The following is a 25,946-nucleotide window of genomic DNA, read 5'->3' as shown; positions in this document are numbered from 1 at the left end:
CTTTGACTAGAATGCGTGGCGCAGCGTCACGCGGGCCCGGCGCGGCTCGCCGTACACGAAGCCGGCGAACCAGACATTGTTGCTGTAGTAGGTCTTGTCGAACACGTTATCGACGTTGAGCTGGATCGAGGTCCGCTCCGTGACCTTGTACTGCCCCATCAGGTTGACCAGCACATAGGCCGGCTGGCCGACGGGTTCGGTCTTGCCGGTACCCGGGTTCACCCCCGTCTGCGGCGGCCGGCTTTCCCAGCGCAGCGAGCCGCCGACGCTGATCCGGTCGCCGGGCAGCGCGTACTTGGTGGACAGGCGGAAGACCCGGCGCGGGTGGTGGGCCTGAACGTCCACGCCGTCGGCGTCCTTGGCGGTGAACTGGCTCCAGCCCATGCTGACGTCCCAGCCCTCCAGCACCTGGCCTTGCAGCTCGGCCTCATAGCCCTTTGAGACCGTGCCCTGGGCGCCGCGATAGGCCGGATCGATCGTGCCGGGCACGAAGAAGCCGGCGTCGACGACCGGGAAGTTGTTCTGCTCGACCCGGAACACCGCCGTGGACGCCCGCAGCCGCCCGTTCAGGAAGTCGGCTTTCAGCCCGGCCTCGTAGTTGTCGCCCTCCAGCGGGTCCAAGTACTTGCCGTTGCGGTCCTTGTAGGTCTGCGGGTCGAAGATGCTGGTGTAGCTGGCATAGGCCGACACGTTCGGCGTGATGTCGTAGATCAGCCCGGCATAGGGCGTGACGACATTCTTCTGCTTCAGCGTGAAGGCTGCGGGCGTGTAGGTCGCGACCTCCTCGTCGCGCCGCCAGTAGCTGAGGCGCACGCCGGCGACCAGCTTCAGCCGGTCCAGCAGCTGCAGGCGAGTCGCGCCATAGACCGCGCCCTGCTTGGTGGTCCCCAGGCCCGACATGTCGTAGCGCGGCCCCCAGGTCGGCTCGGGATAGCTGCCGTCCCAGCGGCGGAAGTCGCCGGAGTCGGGCACGACCGAGACCGGGTCCTGGTTGGTCCAGCCGGTGGACAGGCGGTTGTACATCGCGCCCAGCACCAGCTCGTGCTCACGGCCGAACAGGTCGTAGGTCCCCTTGACGGTCAGGTTCAGGTTCCACTGCTTGGGCGCGGTCTTGTACCAGTAGGGCCAAGCGCTCATGCCGACGCCGGTCTGCTCATCCAGGTCGCCCCACATCCACAGCAGCTTGGAATCTTCCTTCTGGCGGTGATAGGCGGCGTCGCCGCGGATCGACCAGCGTTCGTTCAGGCGGTGCTCCAGGGTGACGAAGGCCGCCTGTTCGGTGGTGTCCCACTGGTTCCACTTGGCGGCGCTGGTCTGCGAGCGTGGCCAGTTGGTGCGCGTCCCGTTGCTGTACCAGTAGGGCAGCTGGCCCCACAGCGTGCCGCTGCGCTCGTCGCGCTGGTGGCTGGCGCCGAAGCTGAGGCGAGTCCTGTCGCCCAGGTCGGCGTCGACCACGCCGTACAGGGTGAAGCCCTTATTGGCCTCCAGGTCGACGAACGCCTCCTCGTCATAGATCTCGGCGACGAACCGGCCGCGCACCGCGCCGTCGCGGGCCAGCGGGGCCGAGACGTCCACCGTGCCGGCGAAGCGGTTCCAGGAGCCGCCCTCCAGGGTCAGCTGACCCGACAGCTCGCGGGCGTCGGCGTGCTTGCGCACCAGGTTGATCGAGGCCGACGGCTCGCCCGCCCCCTGCATCAGGCCGGTGGCGCCGCGCACCACCTCGACCCGCTCGTAGATCGCGGTGCTGGTCTCTTCCAGGCCGATATTGCCGGTCTCGAACGGCACGCCGTCCAGCTGGAAGTTGGTGATCTCGAAACCCCGCGCCGACAGGCCGTTGCGGCCCCGGTCGACGGCCTTCACCGAGATCCCGGTGGTGTAGGCCAGCACGTCGGTGACCTTGGCGGCGGCCTGATCCTGGATCTGCTCGCGGGTGATGATGCTGAGGGACTGCGGCGTCTCCTTCGGCGTCAGGCTCAGGCCCGTGGCCAGGGTGTTCTTGGTCGCGCCGCGCCCGTAGACCAAGAGCTCGTCGACCGCGACCTTATCCTCGGCGGCCGTTTCCTGTGCTGCCGCCACGGCAGGCAGCGCCAGCATCAGCGCCAGAACCGACGCCGATCGCGCCCACGTCAGCCTTGAAGAAGTTGTCCCGGACATCGATCGCTCCACCCATTTTTGGAGCGCTTCGAGTATTGCATATGAGATTCACTTGCAAGTTACCGTCCAGATGGATTTCTACCCGTCGCCGGGCGTCCGCACCGTGATCCCGCGCGCCCGCAGCTTGTCCAGCACGCCCTTCTCGGCCACCAGGCCCCGGATCGGATAGAGCGCCACCGCGTGGCCGGGGGTCTTGAGCAGCTCGGCCAAGGCGTCGGCTTCGTCATCGACCGACTGGCGCATCAGCTCGGGAACGCCGGGCAGCAAGAGCTGGCAGCGCTCGGCGCTGCGGGGCGCGGCCAGGGCGGCCTTCACGTCGCCCCGCGCCCAGGCCTCGGCGGCGGCGCGACGGGCGGCGGGACCGGCCTCGACGGTTTCGAGGGTCTCGGTGAGGCAGACCCGGCCCGCCTCGTCGGTGTGCTCGCGGGCCAGGGACTTCAGCATCGGCATGGCCTTGCCGACCTTGGCCGAGCGTGCCTTGACCCGGCGCTTCTTGGCCAGGGCGTCGATGGTGCGGTCGGGTTCGGACATCAGCAGGCCGGCGGCGCGGTCGGCCTTGCCGCCCAGCTGCATGGCGATGAACAGCGGCTTCCAGTCCTTCCAGCCGTCGGGCTTCTTGGGATCGGCCGCCGCCCACGCCCGCTGGGTCCGGGCCGCCAGCGCCGGATCGTGCGCCGCCCAGTCGCCGTCGTCCTTCAGTTTCTTGCGCAGCTTCAAGAGGGCCGGCAGGTCGGTCAGGCCCGCGCGCCACTCCGGCGGGGTCAGCAGGGCGAAGGCCCCGTCCAGGCGGCGCTCGACCACCGACTTGTCCCAGGCCATGCCCTTGGGCACGGAAGCCGGCATGCCCAGCACGTAGATGGTCGTGTCGGCGTCCGACACCCGCCACCAGGCCGGACCGGGCAGCTTGGCGCTGACCACCAGGGCCTCGACGACATTGGCCTGCGGATCGTCGATGACCTGGGCGGATGCGCCGGTAGCAAAGGCCAAGGCCAGGCCGGCCAGTATCGAACGCATCTCAAATTCCCCGTGTGAGGCGCAACCTTCGCGGGCCGATGCGGCGGAAGCTTGGCCTTATTCGGGCGCTGTGACGGTGAAGCCCTTGGCGCGCAGGCGGTCCAGCACCCCGCCCTCGGTCAGCAGCGAGCGCAGCTCGATCACCGCCACGGCCTTGCCTGGCTTCTTCAGGGCCGAGGTGATGGCGCCGACCGCGTCGTCCTGGCCGTCCTTGAACTGGCGGGCGATCCAAGGCGTGGAGGCCAAGCACCGCTGATAGCCGCGCTCGGCCGAGACGACCTCGCGCACCTGGCCCTCGGCCCACTGCTCGGCGGTCTCGCGGACGCTGGCCAGGCCGTTCTCGGCCTCCTTCAGGCCCGCGTCCAGGCACAGCTCCTGCAGCGGCTGAGGGGCCTCAGCCAGCGACTTGACCATCCCGATCAGGTCGTAGTCGTCCAGCTTCTTCACGCGCGGCTGGACGACGACCGTCTTGCCCTTGGCCAGGTCGCGTATGCGGTCACTCAGGCTGCCCAGGCTGATGGTGACGCCACTGCCCCGGTCGTTGGCGACGACGAAGCCCGCCAGCGCCGGCTTGAGATCGTCGTATTCGGTCAAGGGCTTGCCCTGGGCCTTCAGCCGCGTCTCCAGGCGCGCGCGCAGGTCGGACGGCAGGCTGTCGCGCATCGGCTTGTCCATCTTGAACTGCTTGCCCTTGCCGGGGATCAGGCCCAGCAGGCTCAGGATGCGGACCTCCGGCTCCTGGCCCAGGATCAGCACATTGGCCCCGTCCAGCCGACGGCGCAGGACCGAGTCGTCGAAATCCAGCGTCTTCGGCGCGAAGGCCGGCATGCCCATGACATAGACCGTGGTGTCGCCGTCGGAGACCTTCCACCAGGCCGGCCCCGGCAGGCGGGCATTGACGATCAGTTCCTCGACCAGGTTGGCCTGGCTGTCGACCGGCGTCAGGTCGACGGGCTTGGTCTGGTGGATCGAGACCTCGTTCTTGCCCCCTGCCTGGCCCTGGGCTTGAGCCAGGGCGGAACCGCCGCAAAGCAGGGAAATCGCCAGGCCGGCGGCGGCGAAACGGGTCAGGGTCACTATCTTCAGATCCTCGAACGCTCGCGGAATCGAGCTAAACTCATCGATCTCCGTCGCTGACCGTCCGGTCAACTTAAGGAGTTGCAATGCTCGAGCTTCGGCCCGGGCCTGCCTCGTGAAAGTCCGTGTCATGCCTATCCGCCGCCTGCCGCCCGAGACCGTCAACCGCATCGCCGCCGGCGAGGTGGTCGAGCGCCCGGCCAGCGCCATCAAGGAGCTGGTCGACAACGCCATCGACGCCGGCGCCACGCGGATCGAGGTCGAGGCCCACGGCGGCGGCCTGACCCGGATCCTGGTGGCCGACGACGGCTGCGGCCTCTCGGCCGAGGAACTGCCCGTCGCCATCGAGCGCCACGCGACCTCCAAGCTGGCCCCCGACGAGGACGGCCTGTGGGACCTACTGCGCATCCACACCATGGGTTTCCGGGGCGAGGCCCTGCCGTCGATCGGCTCGGTGGCGCGTCTGCAGATCTCTTCGCGCGCCAAGGGCGGTAACGACGCCTTCTCGATCCTGGTCGAGGGCGGCAGCGTCGGCGACGTCGCGCCGGCCGCCTTCCCCGGCCCGCACGGGGCGCGGATCGAGGTGCGCGACCTGTTCTACGCCACCCCCGCGCGCCTGAAGTTCATGAAGTCCGAGCGCGCCGAGGCCCTGGCGATCACGGAAGAGATCAAGCGCCTGGCCATGGCCAATGAGAGCATCGGCTTCTCGCTGGACATCGACGGCCGCCGTATTTTGCGCCTGCCGGCCGAGCATCCGGGTCCGCAGGGGCGCCTGGCCCGCCTGGCCAACGTGCTGGGCCGCGACTTCCAGGAGAACGCCATCGAGATCGACCAGGTGCGCGACGGCGTGCGGCTGTCGGGCTTCGCGGGCCTGCCGACCTACAATCGCGGCAACGCGGCTCACCAGTACCTGTTCGTCAACGGCCGGCCGGTGCGCGACCGCCTGCTGACCGGCGCCCTGCGCGCGGCCTATGCCGATTTCCTGGCCCGCGACCGCCACCCGACGGCGGCGCTTTACGTGACGCTCGATCCGACCGAGGTCGACGTCAACGTCCACCCCGCCAAGGCCGAGGTGCGTTTCCGTGACCCGGCCCTGGTGCGCGGCCTGATCGTCGGGGCCCTGCGCCACGCCTTGGCCGGCGCCGGCCACCGCGCCTCGACCACCGTCGCCAACCAGGCCCTGGACAGCATCCGCGCCCAGCAGAGCCCGTTCCCGGGCTATCAGCCCCAGTACCAGCCGGGCCCCTCGCCCGCCGGCTTCTCGGCCTGGCGGGAAGGCGGCTGGATGCCGCCGACCCAGCGGCCGATGGACCTGCCGGGGCTGAACGAAGTCTCGGCCCGCGTCGAACCCAGCTTTGGCGGTGAACTGGCCGAGGTCGTGCGCGAGGCCTACACCTCGGTCGCCTTCGAGGACCGCCCCGCCCCCGACTACGCGCAGGCCGCGCCGTTCGACCCCGTCGACTTCCCGCTGGGCGCGGCGCGGGCGCAGGTGCACGAGACCTACATCGTCGCCCAGACCCGCGACGGTATGGTCATCGTCGACCAGCACGCCGCCCACGAGCGCCTGGTCTATGAGCGCATGAAGGGCGAGATGGCCGCCGGCGGCGTGGCCCGCCAGACCCTGCTGCTGCCCGAGGTGGTGGACCTGGATCCCGCCGAGGCCGAGCGTGTCATCGCTCGCTCCGAGGAACTCGCCAGCCTGGGCCTGGTCATCGAGAGCTTCGGCCCCGGCGCGGTGCTGGTGCGCGAGACGCCGGCCCTGCTTGGCAAGACCGACGCCGCCGCCCTGATCCGCGACATCGCCGACGACCTGGCCGAGAACGGTCAGGCCCTGGCCCTGAAGGAGCGCCTGGAAGAGGTCTGCTCGACCATGGCCTGCCACGGCAGCGTCCGCGCCGGGCGCCGCCTGAACGGCGCCGAAATGAACGCCCTGCTCCGCGAGATGGAAGCCACGCCCCACTCGGGCCAGTGCAACCACGGCCGCCCGACCTATGTGGAGCTGAAGCTGGCCGATATCGAGAAGCTGTTCGGGCGGCGCTAGAACCTAAGCCCCGCCCAGGCGTTCGCCTCCAAACCCGGAGGCCTACCCATGGAAGTTCATCGCGGCCGACTGATCGACCACATCCAGCTGCGCGCCAAGGACCTGGACACGACCAAGCGCTTCTATCGCGCGGTGCTGGACGTGCTGGGCGTGCCCTACAACGAAGACGACACCCACCTGGACTGCGACGAGATCTGGATCGACGCGGGCGAGCCGGCCACCCACATTCATCTGGCGTTCCAGGCCAAGGATCGCGAGACGGTCGAGCGGTTCCACAAAGCGGGCGTCGAGGCCGGCGGGCGTGACAACGGCGGGCCGGGCGAGCGGCCCTATCATCCGGGCTACTACGCCGCGTTCCTGTACGATCCGGACGGCAACAATATCGAGGCGGTGTTCCACGGCCCCAGCGAACGCTCGGCCGACAGCGTGGTGTTCACCTTCGAGATGCCGAAAGCCTAGGCGGCGTTCTGGGCCAGCGCCAGCGGCGCGCCGTCGGGGCCGCCGATGGGGTTGTCCAGCAGTTCGGTGACCGCCAGGCCTTGGACCAGGGCGATGCCGCCGGCCTTGGCTGCTTCCAGCTCCATCGACGAGCTGACGCCGGCCAGGGCCTGGACGACGCCCTTTGCGGCGTAACCGGACTTGCGCTCGACGAACTTGAGGATCTGCTTCAGGCGATCGTGCTCGGTCTCGCCGTCCAGCACCAGGGTGATGGTGTCGACCAGCTCGGGCGGCAGGCCCTGGATCGGGAAGGTCGGGTCGCTGATCCGCACGTCCAGGCGCGCGAAGCTGCTCTTCAGGAACGCCCGCATCTGCTGGATCATGCCGATCGAGGCCTCGCGCGGCGTGGCGTAGATCGTGGCGACCAGGCGCGGTTGCTGGTCCAGCGGATAGCGCGACAGGCGGCCCTTATAGGCCTCCTGCGACGACGGCGTGGTCAGGTTCCAGAAGCCGAACGGCACGTGGATCTCGCCATAGGGGCCCTTCTTCAGGGCGGCCTGGGCGTCGGTCAGGCAGACCAGATCACGCTTCAGCAGTTTGGCGTCGTCCTCGGGCGCGGGGCCCAGCAGGTCGGAACGCATGCCGATGGTCGAGCCGACGAAGGCGCCTTGCGCCAGGTCGTAGACGCCCCACCAGCCGGTCTCGGCGGGCGGCGGCGGCGGCGCGACCTTGGCCTCGGCCTTCTTGGCGGCGGGAGCCGGCGCGGGCGACGCCTTGGCGGGTTCGACGACCGGCGGAGGCTCCGGCGCGATCGGCGCGGCCTTCGGAGCTTCTGCCGTCGGGATGGTCGAGATCGGCGCGGCGCTCTTGGCGGCCGGCGCGGGTTCTTTTTCGATCGTGGTGGCGGTCGTCAGGCCGCCCGACGCCTTCTTCGCATCGGCCTTTTCGGCGGCGTAGGCCTTGGCCTCGGCGCGGGTGCTGGGCAGCGGGCCGTCGATGGAGTCGGCGGTGATCACGTGGACGCGGCCGGGGTCACCTTCGTAACCCTCGCCGTTCATCAGGCCGCGCAGTTCGGTCTGGGTCAGGGCGGCGAACTTCAGCACCGCCTGCTCGTCGCCCTCGAAGGTCATCAGGGCGATCTGGCCGATCGGACGGCCGGGGAACAGAACCTTCTCCAGCTCGGCGGCCAGGCCCTGGACCTCGGACGGATCCAGGTGCTCGACATTGTGGTCGGCGATGACGAAGGCCAGGGGGGCCACGGCCCCGCACTTGCGCGGCTTGCGCCAGCGGGCCTTCAGGAACGCGTCCGCTACCCCCTGCGCCTTGTGCTTGGGGATGTCGCCCGGCTGGCTGTCGCCATCGGCGGTGAACAAAATTCGAAGGCAGGCGATGGCCGTCATGAGGCCTGACGGTAGCGCGCCTTCATTTGCGATTGGTTACAACCGTCGGGATAACGACGTTTTATCTAGACCTGAGGGCGCGTCGTTCCGTCGCACCCGCCAGGGTTTAGACGAACGTCTCGCTCAGCCGGAATTCCAGCCGCTCGCGGACCGCCGGCCAGTCGTAGTCGGTGATCGAGAACACGGCGGTGTCGCGCACATGGCCGGTCCAGGTGACCTTGTGATTGCGCAGCACGCCTTCCTTGGTCGCGCCCAGCTTCTGGATCGCCGCCTGGCTGCGGGCGTTGCGCACGTCGGTGACCAGCTCGATGCGGATCGCGCCGCCCTTGTCGAAGGCGTGGCCCAGCATCAGGCGCTTGCTCTCGGGATTGATCGGGCCCGAACGCGCCTCCGGGTTCAGGAAGGTCGAGCCGATCTCCAGCCCGCCATGCAGGCGGCGGATGTTCATGTAGCTGGAGGTGCCGACCACCTTGCCGTCCGACAGGCGGCGGATGACGTAGCCGATGCGCTCGCCGCGGTCGGTCTCGCCCTGCAGCGAGCCCCAGAAGTCCTCGAAGCCTTCGCCGCAGCCGTTGACCGACATGATCTCCCAGCTGTCGGGGTCACAGTCGATGGCGGCCTTCAGCTCGTCGCGATGATCGACGGTGATGGGTTCGAGCCGGACGTAGCGGCCCTGGAGGGTGTCGGCGGTCAAGGTCAGCATGGCTGCCGTTGTCGGACAGGCTTGCCGCCCGCGTCAAGCCAGTCTACAACCACTTCAAACAAGCGTTTGACACAAGACAGCGGGTTGAGGGAACGGCCATGGACTTCGATATCTCCCCCACGCAGCGGGCTTTCCTGGATCGCGTCACCGCGTTCATGGACGAGCACATCGTTCCGGCGATCCCGGTCTACGAGGCCGAGATGAACGTCCTCGGCGCCGAGCGCTGGAAGGTCGTCCAGGTCGTGGAAGAGCTGAAGGCCAAGGCCAAGGCGGCCGGCCTGTGGAACTTCTTCATGCCGCCGCACAGCGGCCAGACGCACGTCGACGACACCTTCCAGTTCGAAGGCGTGCAGCTGACCAACCTGGAATACAGCCTGATCGCCGAACAGCTGGGCAAGGTCGGCTTCGCCTCGGAAGTCTTCAACTGCTCGGCGCCCGACACCGGCAACATGGAAGTGCTGATGCGCTACGGCACGCTGGCGCAGAAGGAAAAGTGGCTGCGCCCGCTGATGAACGGCGAGATCCGCTCGGCCTTCCTAATGACCGAACCGGCGGTGGCCAGCTCGGACGCCACCAATATCGAGACCCGCATCGAGCGCGACGGCGACCACTACGTGATCAACGGCCGCAAGTGGTGGTCCTCGGGCGTGGGCGATCCGCGCTGCAAGGTCGCCATCGTCATGGGCAAGACCGATCCCGACAACGCCAGCCGCCACCAGCAGCAAAGCCAGGTCCTGGTGCCGCTGGACGCCCCGGGCATCGAGATCGTCCGTATGCTGCCGGTGTTCGGCTATGACGACGCCCCGCACGGCCACGCCGAGGTCATCCTCAAGGACGTGCGCGTGCCGATCGAGGACGCCCTGCTGCTGGGCGAAGGCCGCGGCTTCGAGATCGCCCAGGGCCGCCTGGGCCCTGGCCGCATCCACCACTGCATGCGCACCATCGGCACGGCGGAAGTCGCGCTGGAGAAGATGTGCAAGCGCCTGATGAGCCGCAAAGCCTTCGGCAAGTACGTCTCGGACCACTCGGTGTGGGAAGAGCGCGTCGCCGACGCCCGCATCGACATCGAGATGTGCCGCCTGCTGTGCCTGAAGGCCGCCGACATGATGGACAAGGCCGGCAACAAGTCGGCCCGTCTGGAGATCGCCATGATCAAGGTCGCGGCCCCGCGCCTGGCCTTGAAGATCATCGACGACGCCATCCAGGCCCACGGCGGCGGCGGCGTGACCACCGACTTTGGGCTCGCCAAGGCCTATGCCGGCATCCGCACCCTGCGCCTGGCCGACGGCCCGGACGAAGTGCACCAGCGCACGATCGCGCGGATGGAGTACGGCAAGTACGGGGACCTGGTCTTCAAGCAGAAGGCCGAGAAGGAAGCGGCCATGCAGGTGCCGGGGATTCGGTGATCGGCTCCCTTCCCCCTTGATGGGGGAAGGGTTGGGGATGGGGGTGATCTGCTGAGCTAGCGGCGTTGCGCTGCATCAACCGCCGTAGTCACCCCCACCCCTGCCCCTCCCCCATCAAGGGGGAGGGAGACTTCGTCGCAGCAAAATCCGGGCGGACACCCGCGCCTCCTCCGGCGATGATCGCCCCATGAGTCGTCCCGCCCGCCTGCTCCTGGACCGCGCGCCGTCGCCGATCGGCGAGCTGCTGATCGTCACCGACGAGGCCGGCCTGCTGCGCGCCGTCGACTTCCACGACCACGAGCACCGCCTCGACCGGCTGCTGAAGACTCACTACGGCCCGTTGCGGCCCGAGCCCGGCGCCGCGCCCGCTGCGATCCGCGAGGCCATGGCCGCCTACTTCACCGGCCGGTTCGAGGTCCTGAACACCATCGCTTGGGCCACCAACGGGACGGCTTTCCAGCATGCCGTGTGGACGGCGCTGTGCGAAATCCCGGCCGGCGAGACGATCACCTATTCCGAGCTGGCCCGTCGCGCCGGCCGCCCAGCCGCGGTCCGCGCCGCCGGCCATGCCAATGGCTCAAACCCGCTCAGCATCGTCGCGCCCTGCCACCGGGTGATCGGCATGGACGGCGCGCTCACCGGCTATGGCGGCGGCATCGAACGCAAGCGTTGGCTGCTGGAGCACGAAGGGGTCAGGCGAAACTCGTGACGCCCCGCAGCACAACGCGGCCGATCTGGAAGAACGGCAGGCTCAGGGTGATGCCGATCAGGGCGTTGAACACCATCGCGCCGTTGTTGTAGCGCCCCGCCGCGCCGTCCAGCGCCGCCGACACCGCCCGGCCCGCCGCCGCGCCCAGCCAGGCCACGGCCAGCGCCAGGGCCATGGCCGCGCCGATCCGGGGCTGGTAGCCCAGATACAGCGCCGCCACCCCGTGCGAGGCGATCAGCACCCCGCCCAGCGCCCGGCCTTCGGCGAACAGCGGCGGCTTGGGCGTGTCCTCGTCGGCGATGCCGGCCATGCCCAGCATCACCTGCGGCCGCGCCAGGATCATGCCGCCCAGCGTCCCGCCGATGACGCAGGCCACGACCGCCAGGAACAGCGACAGGACATAGCTGGACATACAAGATCCTCAGAACACGTCAGGAGATGACGTCAGACTGGCGCGTGACAGACGGCCTCGACGTTTCGGCCGTCCGGGTCAAGCACGAACGCGCCATAGTAATTGGGATGATAATGAGGCCGCACGCCCGGCGCGCCATTGTCGGTCCCGCCCGCCGCCAGGGCCGCGGCGTGGAAGGCGTCGACCTGGGCGCGGTTGGCCGCCAGGAAGGCCACGTGCATTGGCCCCGTGGCGGTCTCGCCCTGGCCGACCCAGAAGCTGGGCTTGCCGGCCTGGATGTCGCGCCGGTCCTCCGTCGGACCATAGCCGTAGAAGGCCGAGCCGCCGGTCTGCTCGGCGCTGACGCTCATGACGATGGTGATGCCCAGCGGGGCGAAGGCGGCGTCATAAAACGTCTTGGCCGCCTGGAGATCACGGACCGTAACGCCCATATGATCGATCATCGGAACCTCCCTCTCATTCATTCTTCGCGAAAAGTTCGCGGGCGTCGTCCTTGACTCCCCCGAGCCCCCTGCCTAACTCACGCCCGACGTTGGCACTCGATGGGAGCGACTGCTAACAGCAACGCTCCCCGGTCCAACTCAGCCTTTATTTGAAACCGTTCCGACGGAGAACACCATGAAGTTTCGTCCCCTGGGCGACCGCGTCCTCGTGAAGCGCGTCGAAGAAGAAACCAAGACCAAGGGCGGGATCATCATCCCCGACACCGCCAAGGAAAAGCCGCAGGAAGGCGAAGTCGTCGCCGTCGGCCCCGGCGCGCGCAACGACAAGGGCGAAGTCGTCGCCCTGGACGTCAAGGCCGGTGACCGTATCCTGTTCGGCAAGTGGTCGGGCACGGAAGTGAAGGTCGACGGTCAGGACCTCCTGATCATGAAGGAAAGCGACGTCCTGGGCGTGGTCGAGGGCTAATCCCTCCCGTCTTCCCAGACGCTTCTTTCTTCCCAGAATTCCAGATTCAGAAAGGCGCCCACCATGGCCGCTAAAGACGTTTATTTCGGCTCGGACGCGCGCGACAAGATGCTGCGCGGCGTCAACATCCTCGCCAACGCGGTGAAGGTGACCCTGGGCCCCAAGGGCCGCAACGTCGTCATCGAAAAGTCGTTCGGCGCCCCGCGCACCACCAAGGACGGCGTCTCGGTCGCCAAGGAAATCGAGCTGTCGGATAAGTTCGAGAACCTCGGCGCGCAGATGATCCGCGAAGTCGCCTCGAAGACCAACGACAAGGCCGGCGACGGCACCACGACCGCCACGGTCCTGGCCCAAGCCATCGTCCAGGAAGGCCTCAAGTCGGTCGCCGCCGGCATGAACCCGATGGACCTGAAGCGCGGCATCGACAAGGCCGTCCTGATCGCCGTCGAGGACATCAAGACCTCGTCGAAGAAGGTCACGACCAACGCTGAAATCGCTCAGGTCGGCACCATCTCGGCCAACGGCGACAAGGAAGTCGGCGATAAAATCGCTGAAGCCATGGCCAAGGTCGGCAACGAAGGCGTCATCACCGTCGAAGAAGCCAAGACCGCCGAAACCGAACTCGACGTCGTCGAAGGCATGCAGTTCGACCGCGGCTACCTGTCGCCGTACTTCATCACCAACGCCGACAAGATGGAAGTTCAGCTGGAAGACCCGCTGATCCTCCTGTTCGAAAAGAAGCTGTCGTCGCTGCAGCCGCTGCTGCCGGTGCTGGAAGCCGTCGTCCAGTCGGGCCGCCCGCTGCTGATCATCGCCGAAGACGTCGAAGGCGAGGCCCTGGCCACGCTGGTCGTCAACAAGCTGCGTGGCGGCCTGCGCGTCGCCGCCGTCAAGGCTCCGGGCTTCGGCGACCGCCGCAAGGCCATGCTGGAAGACATCGCCATCCTGACCGGCGCTCAAGTCGTGTCTGAAGACCTGGGCATCAAGCTCGAAAGCGTCTCGCTCGACATGCTGGGCAAGGCCAAGAAGGTCTCGATCACCAAGGACGACACCACGATCGTGGACGGCGTCGGTGAAAAGGCTGACATTGATGCACGCGTGGGTCAGATCAAGAAGCAGATCGAAGACACCACGTCGGACTACGACAAGGAAAAGCTGCAAGAGCGCCTGGCCAAGCTGGCCGGCGGTGTTGCCGTTATCCGCGTCGGTGGCCAGACCGAAGTCGAAGTGAAGGAAAAGAAGGACCGCGTTGACGACGCCCTGAACGCGACCCGCGCGGCCGTGGATGAAGGCATCGTCCCGGGTGGCGGCACCGCCCTGCTGTGGGCTTCCAAGGCCCTGGCCGGCGTGACCGGCGACAACGACGACCAGACCGCCGGCATCGCCATCGTCCGTCGCGCCCTGCAATCGCCGATCCGCCAGATCGCCGAGAACGCCGGCGTCGAAGGTTCGATCGTGGTCGGCAAGATCCTGGAAAACGCCTCGAGCTCGTTCGGCTTCAACGCCCAGACCGAGCAGTACGTCGACCTGGTCGTCGACGGCGTCATCGACCCGGCCAAGGTTGTCCGCACCGCTCTGCAGAACGCCGCCTCGGTGGCCGGCCTGCTGATCACCACGGAAGCCGCGATCGTCGAAGCCCCCAAGAAGGGCGGCGGCGCCCCCGCCGGCGGCGGCATGCCGGGCGGCATGGGCGACATGGACTTCTAATTTAGAAGTTCAGCGCTTCGCTGAAATGGATGAGGGCGGGATCGAAAGGTCCCGCCCTTTTTCTTGGCCGCTAGCCGACGACCTCGGCGCGCCATTTCTGATTGTCGCCGTCGTGCCACGGATAGCTGATGATCCGCACGCCATCGCCGATGGTCTCGCGGTCGATGTCGGCGACCTGACTGTGGTCCCAGTTGTTCAGCGCGAACCAGGTGTCGTCGAGATAGTCGGTGGTGAAGGCCGCGTAGAATTGCGCGCTCAGCCGCAAAGCGTCCGCTTCATCGCCGAAACCCAGTCGCAGCGGATTGGGTCCCTCGCCCGCGACCCACTGCAGCGAGAAGCCATTCGGCACGTACTTGGTCCGCCAGAGCGTGGAGTTGTCGTTGTATCGGCTCAACGGCCGCAGGACCGCCGCGCCATAGCCGTTCTGGTATTCGTCCACATGTCCGATCACGTAGTTCTGGTCGGAATAGGCGTGAAAACGCACCACGGCGTTGTCCGGTATCTGCGGCATCGCAACCTCCCCACGATTGTTTGTGCGGAGGACGTTGCGCCCGGCGGCTGGTCCGGGCTGTGCAGAAGCGCACTTCGCGTAACAGCGTTCTCACACTCCCGTGAGAGGCGAAAATCGTCCGCATCCAAACTTCGCCACAGGCGTTAACGGCCCCATAGCTCTAGAGCATGGAGGCAGTTGATGGCGTTCGTGCGTGAAATTCCCACCCATCGTCGGCGTCGCATGTCGCGCCCGACCCTGGTCGTGGTCGCGCTTTCGGCCTGGTTGGTGCTGGGCCTACTGAGCCAGGCGGCGTTTCAGCTGATTGGCTGAAGCCCCTTTCGGCGACGCTGAGCGAGCGCTACATGCGCACCCATGTTCCGCCAGCGCCCCGACGCCGATCTCATCGTTCAAGGCTGGGTCATCGGCGTCATGGTCGAGGTCCCAGGCGAGCGCGCGCCCGTCCGCCACTACTTCGCCGTCGGCAAGGCCGACCGGGCCCAGGCCGAATGGACGGCCGTGGACCTGGCGATGAACGCCGGTTCCGTGGCCTCCAGCCCCGTGGGCGGCAAGGAGCCCGTCGAGGCCTTGCGCGAGATCGTCGCCTTCCGCATGCGCGACCTGGGGCTGAAGCCCGGCGAGGCCCGCGCGCTGGGCGACAAGAACCCCCGCCGGTGGCTTTCGCTCTGATCTAGTGGCGCTTGCCGCCGCCGCAGTTGCAGCCGCCGCCACCGCCCCGACCGCCGACACGCACCGAGACCGACGACGAGGCCGAAGCCGAGGCGCTGGCCGAGGACGAAGCGCGGCCCGAGGCGTAGCCGCCGGCCCAGCCGCCGCCGCCCACCAGGCCATAACCGCCGTAGCCGCCGCCCCGTCCGCCCGACTGGGCGCCGACATAACCCATCGGCAGCGGCGGAGGCTCGACATAGCCGCCCCAGGCCTGGGCCGGGGCCGAACCGGCATTCCAGCCGCCGCCAGCGCCATAGCGCGAGCCGGAGTAGCTGGAGGAAGACGAGCTCTCTTCATAACGCTCGGTCTCGCGGGTCTCTTCGTAGCTCTCGACCGCGCGTTCCTGATAGCGAGGCGCCGGGCGATCGACATAGCGGTCCACATAGACCGGACGCTCGATATAGACCGGTTTCTCGACGACCCGCTCGATCGGGACCTCGATACGCTTTTCGACGTAGACCGGCTTTTCCACGACCTTCACGACCGGAACCTCGACCCGCTTTTCGACCACCACCGGCCTTTCGATGACGCGGTCGACGGGGCGGTCGACATAGACGGTCTTCTCGACGATGCGCTCGACGGGCACCTCGACGCGTTTTTCCACGACGACGGGCTTTTCCACGATCTTCACGACCGGGACCTCGATCCGCTTCTCCACGATCACGGGCCGGTCGATGACCTTCTCGACCACCTGGGTGGTGGGACGATCGACATAGAACGGCTTCTCCACGACGACCGGGCGGTCGACATAGACGATCTTGGTGCGAACCTTGGGCGCGACCCGTTTCGGCACATGCTCGCCACGCACCGGCGCGCCGGGGAAGCCGTCGGCCAGGGCGGGCGAAATCGCCGCCGCGCCAGCAAAGGCGGCCGTGGCGCCAACCAGAAGAAGGGTCCGGAGAGACATCGCCGTCCTCGTACGCAAAGCTCGACCGTCCCGGAGCGGGACGACTCCCGCCTCATCCCGCAATCCCCGCGCCAAAGCCTCTTGGCGCCCCCCTCTTGGCTAATGGCGTTCTGTGTGGTCATGCTCCGCGCCAAACGAATGTTTGAGGGGAGAAGACGATGGCGAGAACCCTGGCCGCGATGGCCCTGACCCTGGGCCTGGCCCTGACCGGCGCGGCCTGCGCCCAAGCCCCGGCGAACGTCGCCCCCAACGACTACGGCAATAAGGACAGCTGGCTGTGCTGGCCCGGCCGGGCCGACGCCTGCGCGGTCGACCAGACCACGACCATCGTCCAGGCCGATGGCAAGACCTCGACCGAGACGTTCAAGGCCGCCACGAACCCCGGCTATGACTGCTTCTACGTCTATCCGACCGTCTCGACCGATCCGGGCGGCAACAGCGACATGGTCATCGACGAGGCCGAGCGCCGGGTGGTCGAGCAGCAGCTGGCCCGCTTCGGCTCCAAGTGCCGGGTGTTCGCGCCGATGTACCGCCAGGTGACCCTGGCGGCCCTGCGCACGGTGATGATGGGCCAGCCCTCGCCGGGCAACGGCGTGCTCGCCTATGGCGACGTGCGCGACGCCTGGCGCTGGTATCTGGCCAACGAGAATAAGGGGCGCGGCGTCGTCCTGATCGGCCACAGCCAGGGCTCGCGCATGCTGCTGGACCTGTTGAAGAACGAGATCGACGGCAAGCCGGCCCAGAAGCAGATGATCTCGGCCTATGTGCTGGGCATGAACACCCCGGTGGCCGACAACAAGTTCGGCTCGATCCCGCTGTGCGCCAAGGCCGACCAGGCCGGGTGCCTGGTGACCTACGTATCGTTCCGCGCCAACAGTCCGCCGCCGGCCAACAGCCGATTTGGCAAGACCGACGAGCAGGGCCGCCGCGCCGGCTGCGTGAACCCCGCCGCCCTCTTGGCTGGCAAGGCCTCGACCGATGAAGCGACCCTGCACGCCTATCTGGGGACCAAGCCGTTCCTGTCGAGCCTGCCGCCCAAGCCGTTCGCCAAGGACGTGAACGTGACGACGCCGTTCGTGTCGCTGCCCGGCCTGCTGTCGGCCAAGTGCGTCAGCGAGGGCGACTTCAGCTATCTGGCGGTGAAGGTGAACGCCGACCCGGCCGATCCGCGCACCGACGAGATCACCGGCGACATCGTGCTGCCGGGCGGCGCCGTCCTGAAGGACTGGGGCCTGCACCTGATCGACGTCAATCTTGAGATGGGCGACCTGGTGGCCCTGGCTGATCGTCAGGCCAAGGCGTACGCGGGACGCTAGGACTCACCCACGAGCCCTAGCGCCATCGAATGCCGGCGGCGGGGTCGACGTCCGCTCCGGCCCGCGCAAGGCGCGCGGCTAGCCTTTCGGGCCGGCCGCCGCCTTGAACACGGTCACGCCCAGCAGCATCACGATCACGAAGCCGAGCAGGAACAAGAAGAACAGGATCTTGGCCACGCCGGCCGCGGCGCCCGCGATACCCGTGAAGCCCAGGGCCCCGGCGATCAGGGCGACGACGGCGAGAATGATGGCCCACTTGAGCATACTGAGTTCCTTCGAAGGGCGCGCGAGCGGCGCCGTTGGGAAAACAACGCCTCCTCCGTTCACGCCGTTCCTTGTTTTCGCCGCCCGGCGCCGCTAACTCGAAGCCATGGCCTCCAAGCCCGAAAGCCCGACCGAACCCTTCAAGCGCGCCCTGGCGCACGCCGCGCGCTCGCTCGCCGAGACGCCCGACCTGGAGGTCGTGTTCTCGGGCGATGGTCCCCAGCTCTTGGGCAAGCGCGCGGTGCTGCCGCATCCGCCGCGTGATCTGTCCAGCAAGGAGGCCGCGCGCATCCGGGGCCTGGCCGACCAGATGGCCCTGCGCCTGGCCCACCACGACCCGATGGCCCACGCCCGCGCGCGTCCGGCCTCGCCCGACGGCCAGGCGGCGTTCGAGTCGATCGAGCAGGCCCGCCTGGAAGCGATTGGCGCCAACGCCCTGGGCGGCGTCCGCCAGAACCTGACCGCCGCCCTCGAGGCGCGACTGGAGAAGCAGGGCCTGACCCGCGCCGTGGCCATGGACCGCCAGTCCGCGCCGATGGCCGAGATCCTGGGCCTGATGGTCCGCGAGCGCCTGACCGGCGACGCCCCGCCTGACGGCGCCAAGGCCCTGGTCGACATCCTGCGCAATGACATCGAGCTGCGGGCCGGCAAGGACCTGGACCGTCTGGCCGCCGCCATCGACGACCAGGCCGCCTTCGCCCGGGTGACGCGCGAGATCCTGCGCGACCTCGACCTAGGCGAAGACATGTCCGAGGCCACCGAAAGCGCCGACGAGGACGACGGCGAGGACGAGGGCGCGACCGAGAATTCCGACGAGGATCAGGGCGAGGGCGAAGGCGAGCAGCCTGAAGGCAGCTCCCCGCAGGAAAGCGAAGCCTCCGACCGCGAGACCGAAGCCGGCGACGAGGAGATGGTCCAGTCGGACCAGGAAGGCGAGCCCGAGGAGTCCGACGAGACCCCCGACATGGGCGACGGCGCCAAGGCCGCGCGGCCCGACACCAGCAACGCCCAGGGCGGCGAGCCGCTGTACAAGATCTTCACCACGGCCCACGACGAGATCGTCGACGCCGAGGACCTGTGCGACGCCGAGGAACTGACCCGGCTGCGGGCCTATCTGGACCAGCAGCTGTCGGCCCTCTCCAGCGTCGTCTCGCGCCTGGCCAACAAGCTGCAGCGCCGCCTGCTGGCCCAGCAGAACCGCGCCTGGACCTTCGATCTCGAGGAAGGGATGCTGGACGTCGCCCGCCTGACGCGGGTGATCATCGATCCGACCGCCCCCCTCTCCTTCAAGCAGGAAGAGGACCAGGAGTTCCGCGACACGGTCGTGACCCTGCTGATCGACAATTCCGGCTCGATGCGCGGCCGCCCGATCATGGTGGCGGCGATCTGCGCCGACATTCTGGCGCGTACCCTGGAGCGCTGCGGCGTCAAGACCGAGGTGCTGGGCTTCACCACCCGCGCCTGGAAGGGCGGGACCAGCCGCGATGAGTGGATCAAGTCGGGCAAGCCCGCCGCGCCGGGCCGCCTGAACGACCTGCGCCACATCATCTACAAGGCCGCGGACGCCCCTTGGAGAAGAGCCCGCAAGAACCTGGGCCTGATGATGCGCGAGGGGCTCCTGAAGGAGAACATCGACGGCGAGGCCCTGATGTGGGCGCACCAGCGCGTCATCAACCGGCCCGAAGCCCGCCGCATTCTGATGGTGATTTCCGATGGCGCGCCGGTGGACGACTCCACCCTCAGCGTCAATTCGGGCCACTATCTGGAGCGTCACTTGCGCCAGGTCATCGGTGAGATCGAGGGCAAGAGCCCCGTGGAGCTGATCGCCATCGGCATCGGCCACGACGTCACGCGCTATTACCGCCGCGCCGTCACCATCGTCGACGTCGAACAGCTGGGCGGGGTGCTGGTCGAACAGCTGGCCGCCCTGTTCGAGGAAGAGCCGCGCCAGATCGCCCGCACGCGCGGCCTGCTGGCGCCGCCGCCGGTCGTGACGCCGCAAGCCGCCAAGGCGCCCGGCAAGGTTCCGGCGTGATCGGTCCGCGGTTCGCGCTGATCCTGGGTCTGGTCGGCGGGCTGGGCGGCATGGCCACCCAGTGCACGCCGCGCCGCGACCCGCCGGTGGTCGCCACGCCGGCCGCGCCGGTCAAGGCTGGTCCCGAGATTGGCGTCGTCGCCACGCCCGTGCCGATGGACGCGGCCAACCCGGCCAAGATCGACGCCGGCGGCGGCTTCACCTATGCCGGCGGCCTGCACCTGACCAGCGCCGACACCACGCGCCTGCACGGCCTGTCGGACCTGTCGGTGAGCCCCGACGGCCGCCTGACCGCGATCAGCGACGACGGCGACGTGTTCGAGGCCAAGCTGCAGCTGGATGCGACCGGCCGCCTGGTCGGCGTCACCGACGGCAAGCTGTGGCCCCTGAAGGGCCCCGACGGCCAGCCCCTGCAAGGCAAGGAGCATCAGGACGCCGAAGGCCTGACCGTGCTGCCCAATGGCGACCGCCTGGTCAGCTTCGAGCGCGATCACCGCATCTGGCGCTACGCCGTCGGCCCCGACGGCCGGTGGAGCCTGCCGGCCCCCGCGCCCAAGCCCGCCACCATCTTCCCCGACAACGAGGGCATGGAGGCGATCACCGCCTATCCGGCCGCCGGCCCCGACGCCTATATCGTCGGCGGCGAGGAGGGCGAGGTGTGGCTGTGTCGCCTGTCGTCCGACTGCAAGGCGCTGCCGCCGCAATCGGGTCCGGACTTCACCTGGGGCCTGACCGGCTTCGCGCCCTTCGCGGGCACGGCCATCGCCACCCTGCATCGCGGCTATGACCCCGTACGCGGCTGGCGCTCGGTGGTGCGGTTCATCTCGGACCCGACCAAGCCCCTGGCCCAGCAGCGCACCTCGGCGGCCCTGCACATCGAAGGCGCCATGCCGCGCGACAACTTCGAAGGCGTGTCCCTGACCGCCCCGCCGGCGGGCGCGCCGGCCGGCTCCACGCGGATCTATGTGATCTCGGACGACGGCGCGGTCAGCAACAGCCAGCGCACCCTGCTCCTGGCCTTCGACTGGGTCGCGCCGCCCATGCCGGCCCCGCTTCCGCCCAAGCCCGTCAGGCGTCCTGTTCGCAAACGCTAAACCGGTTTCGTTTCACACGAGACGGTTTCATTGCCAACTATATGATACTATTGAACTTTTTTCCGGAAAATCCGATTTCGCACTTGCAATAGGTACCGGTACCAGATACCGGTGTCAGTGACGGACGACGAGAGGGCGAGAACCTGGGCCGTCAGAGGAACGCACCTGGAGGCGGTTGAATCCAACCTCCTTTCCGGGACTATCAAAATGATCCGTCTGCTCGCTATCGCCATCGCCGCCCTGATGTCCACCGCTGCCGCCACCTCGGCCAGCGCTGGTGAAATCACCATCAAGGTCGCCGGTCGCGCCACCCCGGCCGTCCACGCCGACATCATCAACGCCGCCAAGCAGCTGTGCCAAGAAGACCTGGCCGGCACCCGCGACGCCGCCGACCTGGCCCCCTACTGCGTCCGCGAAATCACCCGCGACGCCGTCTCGCGCACCAAGAGCCCCGAGCTGGTCGCCTACGACAAGGCTCAAGGCCGCAGCGTCTACTTCATGCGAGTCGCCGCTCGCTAATCAGCGGAGCGCTTGCTGAACTAAATGAGGCCCGCGAAGCTTAGGCTTCGCGGGCTTTTTCGTGCCTGTTTCTCGGCCTGAAATCGATTGTTCGCACGCGAAACACCGTTGCGCTCAAGCTAAGGGTGCAATGCAATATAATCGTTGATAACTCAAGAGAACGTTGCTATAAACAACGCGACGGGCTGAGCAGGCGATAGACCGGGTACGGGCCGTCAGGGGAACGCGTCTGGAGGTGGTTGATCACAACCCCCTTTCGGAACTTTCGAGATGATCCGCTCCATCGTTCTGGCCGCTTCGGCCATCGTCCTCGCCGCCGCCGCTCCGGCCTCGGCCGCTGAAATCCGCGTCAAGGTCACCGGCAAGTCGGCCGCTGAAGTCCGCGCCGAAATCGTCAAGGCCGCCTCGACCGTCTGCTGGCAAGACATCCGCGGCGAAGCCCTGGCTGGCTACCTGTACCCGGCCTGCATCCGCGCCTCGGTCAACGACGCCGTGTCGAAGATCAACAATCCGGCGCTGACCGCCTACAACTCGGCCAACCCGTCGTCGGGCGCCGTCGTCGCGCGCTAAGCGACAACACGAGTACCAAGCGTTCAAAACCCGCCGCGGCAGAGGTCGCGGCGGGTTTTGCTTTGCCAGGAAACCTCTGACCGTTTCGTGCGTTAACGCCCGCACGAGAAACAGTGAAGCTTGAAGCTGGGATATTATCGGCACAATGTCGTCTAGCGAGCGGTCGAGCCAGCTGGAGCATGGTTTAGTCGCCCGCCTCACAGGAGCGGTCATGCTCGATTCCGTCCATGAATACGCGATGGATCCAGACCGCTCGGCGCCTGCCGACGACGGCCTCGCCGATATCGAGCTGCTGCACAGCATCAGCGTCGCGCTGATCGGCGAGCAGGACCGGGTGGAGCTGTACAACAAGATCGTAGACGCCGCGGTGTCGATCACCCGCTCGCAGTTCGGCACCATGCAGTTGCTGTGCCCGCAGGGCGACCCGTCGGGCCATGGCGGCGAGCTGCAGCTGCTCTGCCATCGCCGTCTGCCGCCCGAGGCCGTGGCGTTCTGGCAGTGGGTCAGCCCCTCGGCCCACAGCAGCTGCACGATGGCGCTGAAGACCAACGCCCGCACCGTCATTCCCGACTATGAGGCCTGGGACGAGATCGCCGGCACCGAGGACCTGATGGCCTTCCGGCGCACGGGGATCCGCTCGGCCCAGACCACGCCCTTGCGCGCCCGTGACGGTCGCCTGCTGGGCATGATCTCGACCCACTGGAGCAAGGTCCACCAGCCCTCGCAGCGTGACCTGCGCCTGCTCGACATCCTGGCCCGCCAAGCCGCCGACCTGCTAGAGCGCACGATCGGTGAGGAGGCCCTGCGCGAGGCCGAGGCCCGACTGCGGAGCCTGAACGAGACGCTCGAGACCCAGGTCCAGCAACGCACCAACGCCCTGCTCGCCGCCGAGGGCCAGGTTCGCCAGATGCAGAAGCTGGAGGCCATCGGCCAGCTGACCGGCGGCGTGGCGCATGACTTCAACAACCTGCTGACCGTGATCCGCTCCTCGGCCGAGCTGCTGCGCCGGCCCAGCCTGCCCGCCGAGAAGCGCGAGCGGTATCTGGACGCGATTTCCGACACGGCCGACCGCGCCGCCAAGCTGACCGCCCAGCTGCTGGCCTTCGCCCGTCGCCAGACCCTGAAACCCACCACCTTCAATGTCGGCGACCGGATCGCCAGCGTCGCCGACATGCTGGGGACCGTCGTCGGCGGACGCATCCGGCTGGCCGTCGAGCCCTGTCCGACCCCCTGCTTCGTGGAAGCCGACGCCAGCCAGTTCGAGACCGCCCTGGTCAACATGGCCGTGAACGCCCGCGACGCCATGGACGGCGAAGGCGACCTGGTCATCCGGGCCTATGAGGCGGCGTCGTTGCCGCCCCTGCGCGGGCACGGCGGCCACGAAGGCCCCTTCATCGCCATCTCCATCACCGACACCGGCGCGGGCATGTCGCCCCAGGTGCTGGAACAGATCTTCGAACCCTTCTTCACCACCAAGGGCGTGGGCAAGGGCACCGGGCTGGGCCTGTCGCAGGTGTTCGGCTTCGCCAAGCAGTCCGGCGGCGACGTGGACGTCGAAAGCCAGGCCGGGTCAGGCTCGACCTTCACCCTGTACCTGCCGCGCGTCGACGCGCCGGCCCATGTCGACGCTCAGGACGCCGTAGAGCCGTCGGCCGATCCGCACGGGGCCATCCTGATCGTCGAGGACAATGCCGAGGTCGGCGAGTTCGCACGGCAGCTGCTGGACGATCTGGGTTTCGAGACCTGCCTCGTGGCCAACGGCCAGCGCGCCATCGCCGTCCTGGAAGAGCGCGGCGGCGGCTTCGACTATGTCTTCACCGACGTGGTCATGCCGGGCATCAGCGGGCTGGAGCTGGGCCGCCGGATCCGCAGCCGCTGGCCCAGCCTGCCGGTGGTGCTGACCAGCGGCTACAGCCAGGTGCTGGCCGACGACACCCACCACGGTTTCCCAGTCCTGCAGAAGCCCTATTCGATCGGCGAACTGGGCCGCATCCTGCGCTCGGCCCGCCACTAGCTTCTATGCGCTAGCCACGCACACACGACGAAAAGCCCGCCGGGAGACCCCGGCGGGCTTTGTCGTTTCAGCCTTGAAGGACCGTAAGCCTTAGGCGGCTTGCGCGGCGGCCTTGGCCTTGGCCTTGACCTGCGACTTGATCTTCAGGGCGCGCGGCGACAGCTGCTCGTCCTTGGCGCCCAGCAGGAACACGTCCAGGCCGCCCTTGAAGTCCAGGGTGCGCAGGGCGGCGTTGCTGATGCGCAGACGGAACGTCTGGCCCAGCGACTCCGAGGCCAGCGTCGCCGGCGACAGGGCCGGCAGGAAGCGGCGCTTGGTCTTGATGTTCGAGTGGCTCACATTGTGGCCGACCATCGGACCGATACCGGTAAGTTCGCAACGGCGCGACATGGTGGTTACCTTGGCTTGGGCGAAACCGTCTGGCTCGGTGAAGAGCCTGGCTCCGATAAGATATGAATTCGGACACACGGTTGGACCAGGCCGACCGCGCGAGAGCGGGCGATATAGGCGAAGGGTCACCCCTGAGTCAAGGCTCCTGGCCTCGCAACCGCGAAGGAACCCGACGCCTCACCACCGCCTTCAAGCACGGTTCATATCACGCTCTATATAGGGACCGCATGAAGGAGACCCGTCGTATGCGTTCCACCGCCCTCGTCGCCGCCGCTGTCACCCTGTCGGCCGGCCTGGCCCTCGCCGGCTTCAGCCTGGCCCAGACGACGCGCGCGCCTGCCCGCTCAACGATTCTCCCCGGCCAGTGGGAGTACGACTACCGGATCGGCATGATCCCGGTCAGCAGCGAGACCAAGTGCCTCAAGCCCGCCGACGCCGAGCAGTTCTCGCGCGGTATCTGCACCAAGCGCTATCGCTGCGAGTACACCACCAATGTGGTCCGCGACGGCAAGATCGCGCTGAAGGGCACCTGGACCGACAAGAAGGACCGCGTGTCGCCGGTCACCGCCAATGGCGTCTATTCGCCCGAGGCCTTCAAGATGGACATCCACATCAAGACCATCAACGGCATGCCCCTGGCCGGCAGCCTGACCGCCAAGCGCCTGGCGGCCGAGTGCCCTCCTGAAGAGAAGAAGGCGGAAGAGAAGAAGGCCGAGGAAACGCCCGCCAAGCAGCCGGCGTCCTGAAACCGATTTGTGGTTAATCCGCTTTAAGCTACAATAGCTTGTAGGGAACAAACACTGAATCGGGGAACGTCGCCGATTCGGTCCTGATTCGTTTCGCCCCTGTTCGAGGAAGCGTTACCGCGCGTTAAGAGGCGTGGTCGGACGATCTTCAGAAGCTTTGAAAACCAACCGCCATCGGCCCGTCCTCGTCCTTCGACAAGCTCAGGATGAGGACTACTTTTGACGCGGTATCAGTAGAAACCTCACCCTGAGCTTGTCGAAGGGCGAGGTTGCGGTCCCTCAGACCCCGCGCGGCGGCGCGACCGAGAACTCCAGGTCAAACAGCGTCGGGACCGCGCTGGTCTTGGCCTTCTCGATGGTCAGCAGCTTGGCCTTGGTCTCCGCCCCGCCCGGCGCCGAGAAGCCGCCCATATTGCCCGACGAGCCCAGCACGCGGTGGCAGGGCACCACGATCGGCCAGGGGTTCTCGCCCAGGGCCTTGCCGACGGCTCGCGCCGCGCCCGGCTCGCCCATAGCCTTGGCCACCTCGCCATAGGTCGAGGTGTCGCCCGGCGTGATGGCCCGGGCGATCTCGTAGACCCGCAGGTTGAAGGCCGACTGGCCGTCCAGATCCAGCGGGATGTCCGACAGGTCGTCGCGGCCGCCGGCCAAGAGATCGCGGATCCGCTCGATGACCGCGTCGATCTCCGGCGAAGGCTCGGCCTCGATCGCGTCGGGAAACCGACGCCGCAGCCGCGCCCAGGCCGCGCCCGGCGAGCTTTCCGGCAACTGCACGCCGATCAGGCCGCGATCGCCCCAGGCGAGGCCACAGCGCCCGATCACCGTGTCGAAAAGGGTGAAACCCTGGTCGGTCATGCGAGAAAAATAGCAGGCCTGTTGCGAGTTGGGAGGTGCGGCCCGTA

26 protein-coding genes and 1 pseudogene are annotated in these 25,946 nt (G+C 67.8%); 15 read left to right on the top strand and 12 right to left on the bottom strand.

Annotation, left to right across the window (positions count from 1 at the left end; all coding sequences use genetic code 11):
• Positions 1–6: 6 nt before the first annotated feature.
• From AC1RRR_RS14945 to AC1RRR_RS14935, 3 genes and pseudogenes are all read right to left on the bottom strand, one after another.
• Positions 7–2,094: a TonB-dependent siderophore receptor gene (locus tag AC1RRR_RS14945; protein ID WP_492814243.1), complete on the bottom strand. Its 2,088-nt coding sequence runs from the start codon at positions 2,092–2,094 to the stop codon at positions 7–9.
• Positions 2,095–2,232: 138 nt separating this feature from the next.
• On the bottom strand, positions 2,233–3,168 hold the full coding sequence (locus AC1RRR_RS14940; RefSeq protein ID WP_492814241.1) for a TraB/GumN family protein: 936 nt from the start codon (positions 3,166–3,168) through the stop codon (positions 2,233–2,235).
• 57 nt (positions 3,169–3,225) lie between these two features.
• Positions 3,226–4,289, bottom strand: a pseudogene (locus AC1RRR_RS14935) (TraB/GumN family protein).
• 86 nt (positions 4,290–4,375) lie between these two features.
• On the opposite strand from AC1RRR_RS14935, the gene mutL reads away from it, so the two are divergent.
• Both mutL and AC1RRR_RS14925 read left to right on the top strand, forming a co-directional pair.
• Positions 4,376–6,286 (top strand): DNA mismatch repair endonuclease MutL, encoded by a 1,911-nt coding sequence (gene mutL, locus AC1RRR_RS14930; RefSeq protein WP_492814240.1) that lies wholly within the window; start codon positions 4,376–4,378, stop codon positions 6,284–6,286.
• Positions 6,287–6,334: 48 nt separating this feature from the next.
• Positions 6,335–6,745, top strand: coding sequence for a VOC family protein (locus tag AC1RRR_RS14925; protein WP_492814238.1), 411 nt, complete (start codon positions 6,335–6,337; stop codon positions 6,743–6,745).
• On the opposite strand, the gene AC1RRR_RS14920 is transcribed toward AC1RRR_RS14925, so the two are convergent.
• Both AC1RRR_RS14920 and AC1RRR_RS14915 read right to left on the bottom strand, forming a co-directional pair.
• Positions 6,742–8,124 (bottom strand): hypothetical protein, encoded by a 1,383-nt coding sequence (locus AC1RRR_RS14920; RefSeq protein ID WP_492814236.1) that lies wholly within the window; start codon positions 8,122–8,124, stop codon positions 6,742–6,744. The two genes, AC1RRR_RS14925 and AC1RRR_RS14920, sit on opposite strands and share 4 nt — an antisense overlap.
• A gap of 106 nt (positions 8,125–8,230) precedes the next feature.
• Positions 8,231–8,827 carry a GNAT family N-acetyltransferase gene (locus AC1RRR_RS14915; protein WP_492814235.1) on the bottom strand — a complete coding sequence of 199 codons (597 nt, stop codon included), beginning with the start codon at positions 8,825–8,827 and terminating at the stop codon, positions 8,231–8,233.
• Between the two features lie 98 nt (positions 8,828–8,925).
• On the opposite strand from AC1RRR_RS14915, the gene AC1RRR_RS14910 reads away from it, so the two are divergent.
• Entirely contained in the window at positions 8,926–10,233 is a 1,308-nt protein-coding gene (locus AC1RRR_RS14910) for an acyl-CoA dehydrogenase family protein (RefSeq protein ID WP_492814234.1), read from the top strand.
• 187 nt (positions 10,234–10,420) lie between these two features.
• Positions 10,421–10,942 (top strand): methylated-DNA--[protein]-cysteine S-methyltransferase, encoded by a 522-nt coding sequence (locus AC1RRR_RS14905; protein ID WP_492814232.1) that lies wholly within the window; start codon positions 10,421–10,423, stop codon positions 10,940–10,942.
• On the opposite strand, the gene AC1RRR_RS14900 is transcribed toward AC1RRR_RS14905, so the two are convergent.
• Together AC1RRR_RS14900 and AC1RRR_RS14895 are read right to left on the bottom strand one after the other, a co-directional pair.
• Entirely contained in the window at positions 10,926–11,354 is a 429-nt protein-coding gene (locus AC1RRR_RS14900) for a DUF4345 family protein (RefSeq protein ID WP_492814230.1), read from the bottom strand. The two genes, AC1RRR_RS14905 and AC1RRR_RS14900, sit on opposite strands and share 17 nt — an antisense overlap.
• 32 nt (positions 11,355–11,386) lie before the next feature.
• Positions 11,387–11,797 (bottom strand): VOC family protein, encoded by a 411-nt coding sequence (locus AC1RRR_RS14895; protein WP_492814228.1) that lies wholly within the window; start codon positions 11,795–11,797, stop codon positions 11,387–11,389.
• Between the two features lie 175 nt (positions 11,798–11,972).
• Here AC1RRR_RS14895 and groES point away from each other — a divergent pair, with 175 nt between their 5' ends.
• The gene (gene groES / locus AC1RRR_RS14890) at positions 11,973–12,263 is read left to right on the top strand and encodes a co-chaperone GroES (RefSeq protein WP_291876365.1); all 291 of its coding nucleotides are present in this window, start codon (positions 11,973–11,975) and stop codon (positions 12,261–12,263) included.
• Positions 12,264–12,326: 63 nt separating this feature from the next.
• Positions 12,327–13,970: a chaperonin GroEL gene (gene groL, locus AC1RRR_RS14885; RefSeq protein WP_492814226.1), complete on the top strand. Its 1,644-nt coding sequence runs from the start codon at positions 12,327–12,329 to the stop codon at positions 13,968–13,970.
• A 70-nt stretch (positions 13,971–14,040) separates the two neighbouring features.
• Here the strand turns inward: groL and AC1RRR_RS14880 are convergent, their stop codons facing one another.
• Positions 14,041–14,481 (bottom strand): RICIN domain-containing protein, encoded by a 441-nt coding sequence (locus AC1RRR_RS14880; protein ID WP_492814225.1) that lies wholly within the window; start codon positions 14,479–14,481, stop codon positions 14,041–14,043.
• A 180-nt stretch (positions 14,482–14,661) separates the two neighbouring features.
• On the opposite strand from AC1RRR_RS14880, the gene AC1RRR_RS14875 reads away from it, so the two are divergent.
• Both AC1RRR_RS14875 and AC1RRR_RS14870 read left to right on the top strand, forming a co-directional pair.
• The gene (locus tag AC1RRR_RS14875) at positions 14,662–14,793 is read left to right on the top strand and encodes a hypothetical protein (RefSeq protein WP_454714029.1); all 132 of its coding nucleotides are present in this window, start codon (positions 14,662–14,664) and stop codon (positions 14,791–14,793) included.
• 42 nt (positions 14,794–14,835) lie between these two features.
• Positions 14,836–15,150: a hypothetical protein gene (locus tag AC1RRR_RS14870; RefSeq protein WP_492814223.1), complete on the top strand. Its 315-nt coding sequence runs from the start codon at positions 14,836–14,838 to the stop codon at positions 15,148–15,150.
• 1 nt (position 15,151) lies between these two features.
• On the opposite strand, the gene AC1RRR_RS14865 is transcribed toward AC1RRR_RS14870, so the two are convergent.
• Positions 15,152–16,096 (bottom strand): IMCp domain-containing protein, encoded by a 945-nt coding sequence (locus tag AC1RRR_RS14865; RefSeq protein WP_492814221.1) that lies wholly within the window; start codon positions 16,094–16,096, stop codon positions 15,152–15,154.
• 158 nt (positions 16,097–16,254) lie between these two features.
• Here AC1RRR_RS14865 and AC1RRR_RS14860 point away from each other — a divergent pair, with 158 nt between their 5' ends.
• The gene (locus AC1RRR_RS14860) at positions 16,255–17,412 is read left to right on the top strand and encodes a DUF3089 domain-containing protein (protein ID WP_492814219.1); all 1,158 of its coding nucleotides are present in this window, start codon (positions 16,255–16,257) and stop codon (positions 17,410–17,412) included.
• A gap of 78 nt (positions 17,413–17,490) precedes the next feature.
• On the opposite strand, the gene AC1RRR_RS14855 is transcribed toward AC1RRR_RS14860, so the two are convergent.
• A complete protein-coding gene (locus AC1RRR_RS14855) occupies positions 17,491–17,676 on the bottom strand; it encodes a DUF1328 family protein (protein WP_454714025.1) in 186 nt (61 codons plus the stop codon).
• A gap of 106 nt (positions 17,677–17,782) precedes the next feature.
• Between AC1RRR_RS14855 and cobT the strand changes: the two genes are divergently transcribed.
• The 5 genes from cobT to AC1RRR_RS14830 all read left to right on the top strand — a co-directional run bounded on the left by cobT (position 17,783) and on the right by AC1RRR_RS14830 (position 23,908).
• Positions 17,783–19,711: a cobaltochelatase subunit CobT gene (gene cobT / locus AC1RRR_RS14850; protein WP_492814217.1), complete on the top strand. Its 1,929-nt coding sequence runs from the start codon at positions 17,783–17,785 to the stop codon at positions 19,709–19,711.
• Positions 19,708–20,805, top strand: a complete 1,098-nt coding sequence (locus AC1RRR_RS14845) for an esterase-like activity of phytase family protein (protein WP_492814215.1) — start codon at positions 19,708–19,710, stop codon at positions 20,803–20,805. Before cobT ends, AC1RRR_RS14845 begins: the two co-directional genes overlap by 4 nt.
• A 207-nt stretch (positions 20,806–21,012) precedes the next feature.
• The gene (locus AC1RRR_RS14840; RefSeq protein ID WP_492814214.1) at positions 21,013–21,324 is read left to right on the top strand and encodes a hypothetical protein; all 312 of its coding nucleotides are present in this window, start codon (positions 21,013–21,015) and stop codon (positions 21,322–21,324) included.
• Between the two features lie 270 nt (positions 21,325–21,594).
• The gene (locus tag AC1RRR_RS14835; RefSeq protein WP_492814212.1) at positions 21,595–21,894 is read left to right on the top strand and encodes a hypothetical protein; all 300 of its coding nucleotides are present in this window, start codon (positions 21,595–21,597) and stop codon (positions 21,892–21,894) included.
• Positions 21,895–22,105: 211 nt separating this feature from the next.
• Positions 22,106–23,908 (top strand): ATP-binding protein, encoded by a 1,803-nt coding sequence (locus AC1RRR_RS14830; protein ID WP_492814210.1) that lies wholly within the window; start codon positions 22,106–22,108, stop codon positions 23,906–23,908.
• Between the two features lie 90 nt (positions 23,909–23,998).
• Here AC1RRR_RS14830 and rpmB read toward each other — a convergent pair whose 3' ends face one another.
• A complete protein-coding gene (gene rpmB, locus AC1RRR_RS14825; protein ID WP_492814208.1) occupies positions 23,999–24,298 on the bottom strand; it encodes a 50S ribosomal protein L28 in 300 nt (99 codons plus the stop codon).
• A 245-nt stretch (positions 24,299–24,543) separates the two neighbouring features.
• Here rpmB and AC1RRR_RS14820 point away from each other — a divergent pair, with 245 nt between their 5' ends.
• Entirely contained in the window at positions 24,544–25,044 is a 501-nt protein-coding gene (locus AC1RRR_RS14820) for a DUF3617 domain-containing protein (RefSeq protein ID WP_492814207.1), read from the top strand.
• 279 nt (positions 25,045–25,323) lie between these two features.
• On the opposite strand, the gene AC1RRR_RS14815 is transcribed toward AC1RRR_RS14820, so the two are convergent.
• A complete protein-coding gene (locus tag AC1RRR_RS14815; protein ID WP_492814206.1) occupies positions 25,324–25,899 on the bottom strand; it encodes a methylated-DNA--[protein]-cysteine S-methyltransferase in 576 nt (191 codons plus the stop codon).
• Positions 25,900–25,946: the final 47 nt, after the last annotated feature.

The sequence above is a fragment of the Caulobacter sp. GW821-FHT12D05 genome, from assembly GCF_058807295.1.
Note: the sequence above shows the minus strand (reverse complement) of the source record. Positions and strands in the feature narration are given on the sequence as shown.

Coding starts and splice junctions, on each gene's coding strand:
- AC1RRR_RS14925 (WP_492814238.1), top strand. CDS start 6,335: ATGGAAGTTCATCGCGGCCGACTGATCGACCACATCCAGCTGCGCGCC.
- AC1RRR_RS14865 (WP_492814221.1), bottom strand. CDS start 16,096: ATGTCTCTCCGGACCCTTCTTCTGGTTGGCGCCACGGCCGCCTTTGCT.
- AC1RRR_RS14880 (WP_492814225.1), bottom strand. CDS start 14,481: ATGCCGCAGATACCGGACAACGCCGTGGTGCGTTTTCACGCCTATTCC.
- cobT (WP_492814217.1), top strand. CDS start 17,783: ATGGCCTCCAAGCCCGAAAGCCCGACCGAACCCTTCAAGCGCGCCCTG.
- AC1RRR_RS14840 (WP_492814214.1), top strand. CDS start 21,013: ATGATCCGTCTGCTCGCTATCGCCATCGCCGCCCTGATGTCCACCGCT.
- AC1RRR_RS14940 (WP_492814241.1), bottom strand. CDS start 3,168: ATGCGTTCGATACTGGCCGGCCTGGCCTTGGCCTTTGCTACCGGCGCA.
- AC1RRR_RS14910 (WP_492814234.1), top strand. CDS start 8,926: ATGGACTTCGATATCTCCCCCACGCAGCGGGCTTTCCTGGATCGCGTC.
- mutL (WP_492814240.1), top strand. CDS start 4,376: ATGCCTATCCGCCGCCTGCCGCCCGAGACCGTCAACCGCATCGCCGCC.
- AC1RRR_RS14855 (WP_454714025.1), bottom strand. CDS start 17,676: ATGCTCAAGTGGGCCATCATTCTCGCCGTCGTCGCCCTGATCGCCGGG.
- AC1RRR_RS14830 (WP_492814210.1), top strand. CDS start 22,106: ATGCTCGATTCCGTCCATGAATACGCGATGGATCCAGACCGCTCGGCG.
- AC1RRR_RS14870 (WP_492814223.1), top strand. CDS start 14,836: ATGTTCCGCCAGCGCCCCGACGCCGATCTCATCGTTCAAGGCTGGGTC.
- AC1RRR_RS14820 (WP_492814207.1), top strand. CDS start 24,544: ATGCGTTCCACCGCCCTCGTCGCCGCCGCTGTCACCCTGTCGGCCGGC.
- groES (WP_291876365.1), top strand. CDS start 11,973: ATGAAGTTTCGTCCCCTGGGCGACCGCGTCCTCGTGAAGCGCGTCGAA.
- AC1RRR_RS14920 (WP_492814236.1), bottom strand. CDS start 8,124: ATGACGGCCATCGCCTGCCTTCGAATTTTGTTCACCGCCGATGGCGAC.
- AC1RRR_RS14945 (WP_492814243.1), bottom strand. CDS start 2,094: ATGCTGGCGCTGCCTGCCGTGGCGGCAGCACAGGAAACGGCCGCCGAG.
- AC1RRR_RS14835 (WP_492814212.1), top strand. CDS start 21,595: ATGATCCGCTCCATCGTTCTGGCCGCTTCGGCCATCGTCCTCGCCGCC.
- AC1RRR_RS14895 (WP_492814228.1), bottom strand. CDS start 11,797: ATGATCGATCATATGGGCGTTACGGTCCGTGATCTCCAGGCGGCCAAG.
- AC1RRR_RS14815 (WP_492814206.1), bottom strand. CDS start 25,899: ATGACCGACCAGGGTTTCACCCTTTTCGACACGGTGATCGGGCGCTGT.
- rpmB (WP_492814208.1), bottom strand. CDS start 24,298: ATGTCGCGCCGTTGCGAACTTACCGGTATCGGTCCGATGGTCGGCCAC.
- AC1RRR_RS14915 (WP_492814235.1), bottom strand. CDS start 8,827: ATGCTGACCTTGACCGCCGACACCCTCCAGGGCCGCTACGTCCGGCTC.
- groL (WP_492814226.1), top strand. CDS start 12,327: ATGGCCGCTAAAGACGTTTATTTCGGCTCGGACGCGCGCGACAAGATG.
- AC1RRR_RS14860 (WP_492814219.1), top strand. CDS start 16,255: ATGGCGAGAACCCTGGCCGCGATGGCCCTGACCCTGGGCCTGGCCCTG.
- AC1RRR_RS14875 (WP_454714029.1), top strand. CDS start 14,662: ATGGCGTTCGTGCGTGAAATTCCCACCCATCGTCGGCGTCGCATGTCG.
- AC1RRR_RS14905 (WP_492814232.1), top strand. CDS start 10,421: ATGAGTCGTCCCGCCCGCCTGCTCCTGGACCGCGCGCCGTCGCCGATC.
- AC1RRR_RS14900 (WP_492814230.1), bottom strand. CDS start 11,354: ATGTCCAGCTATGTCCTGTCGCTGTTCCTGGCGGTCGTGGCCTGCGTC.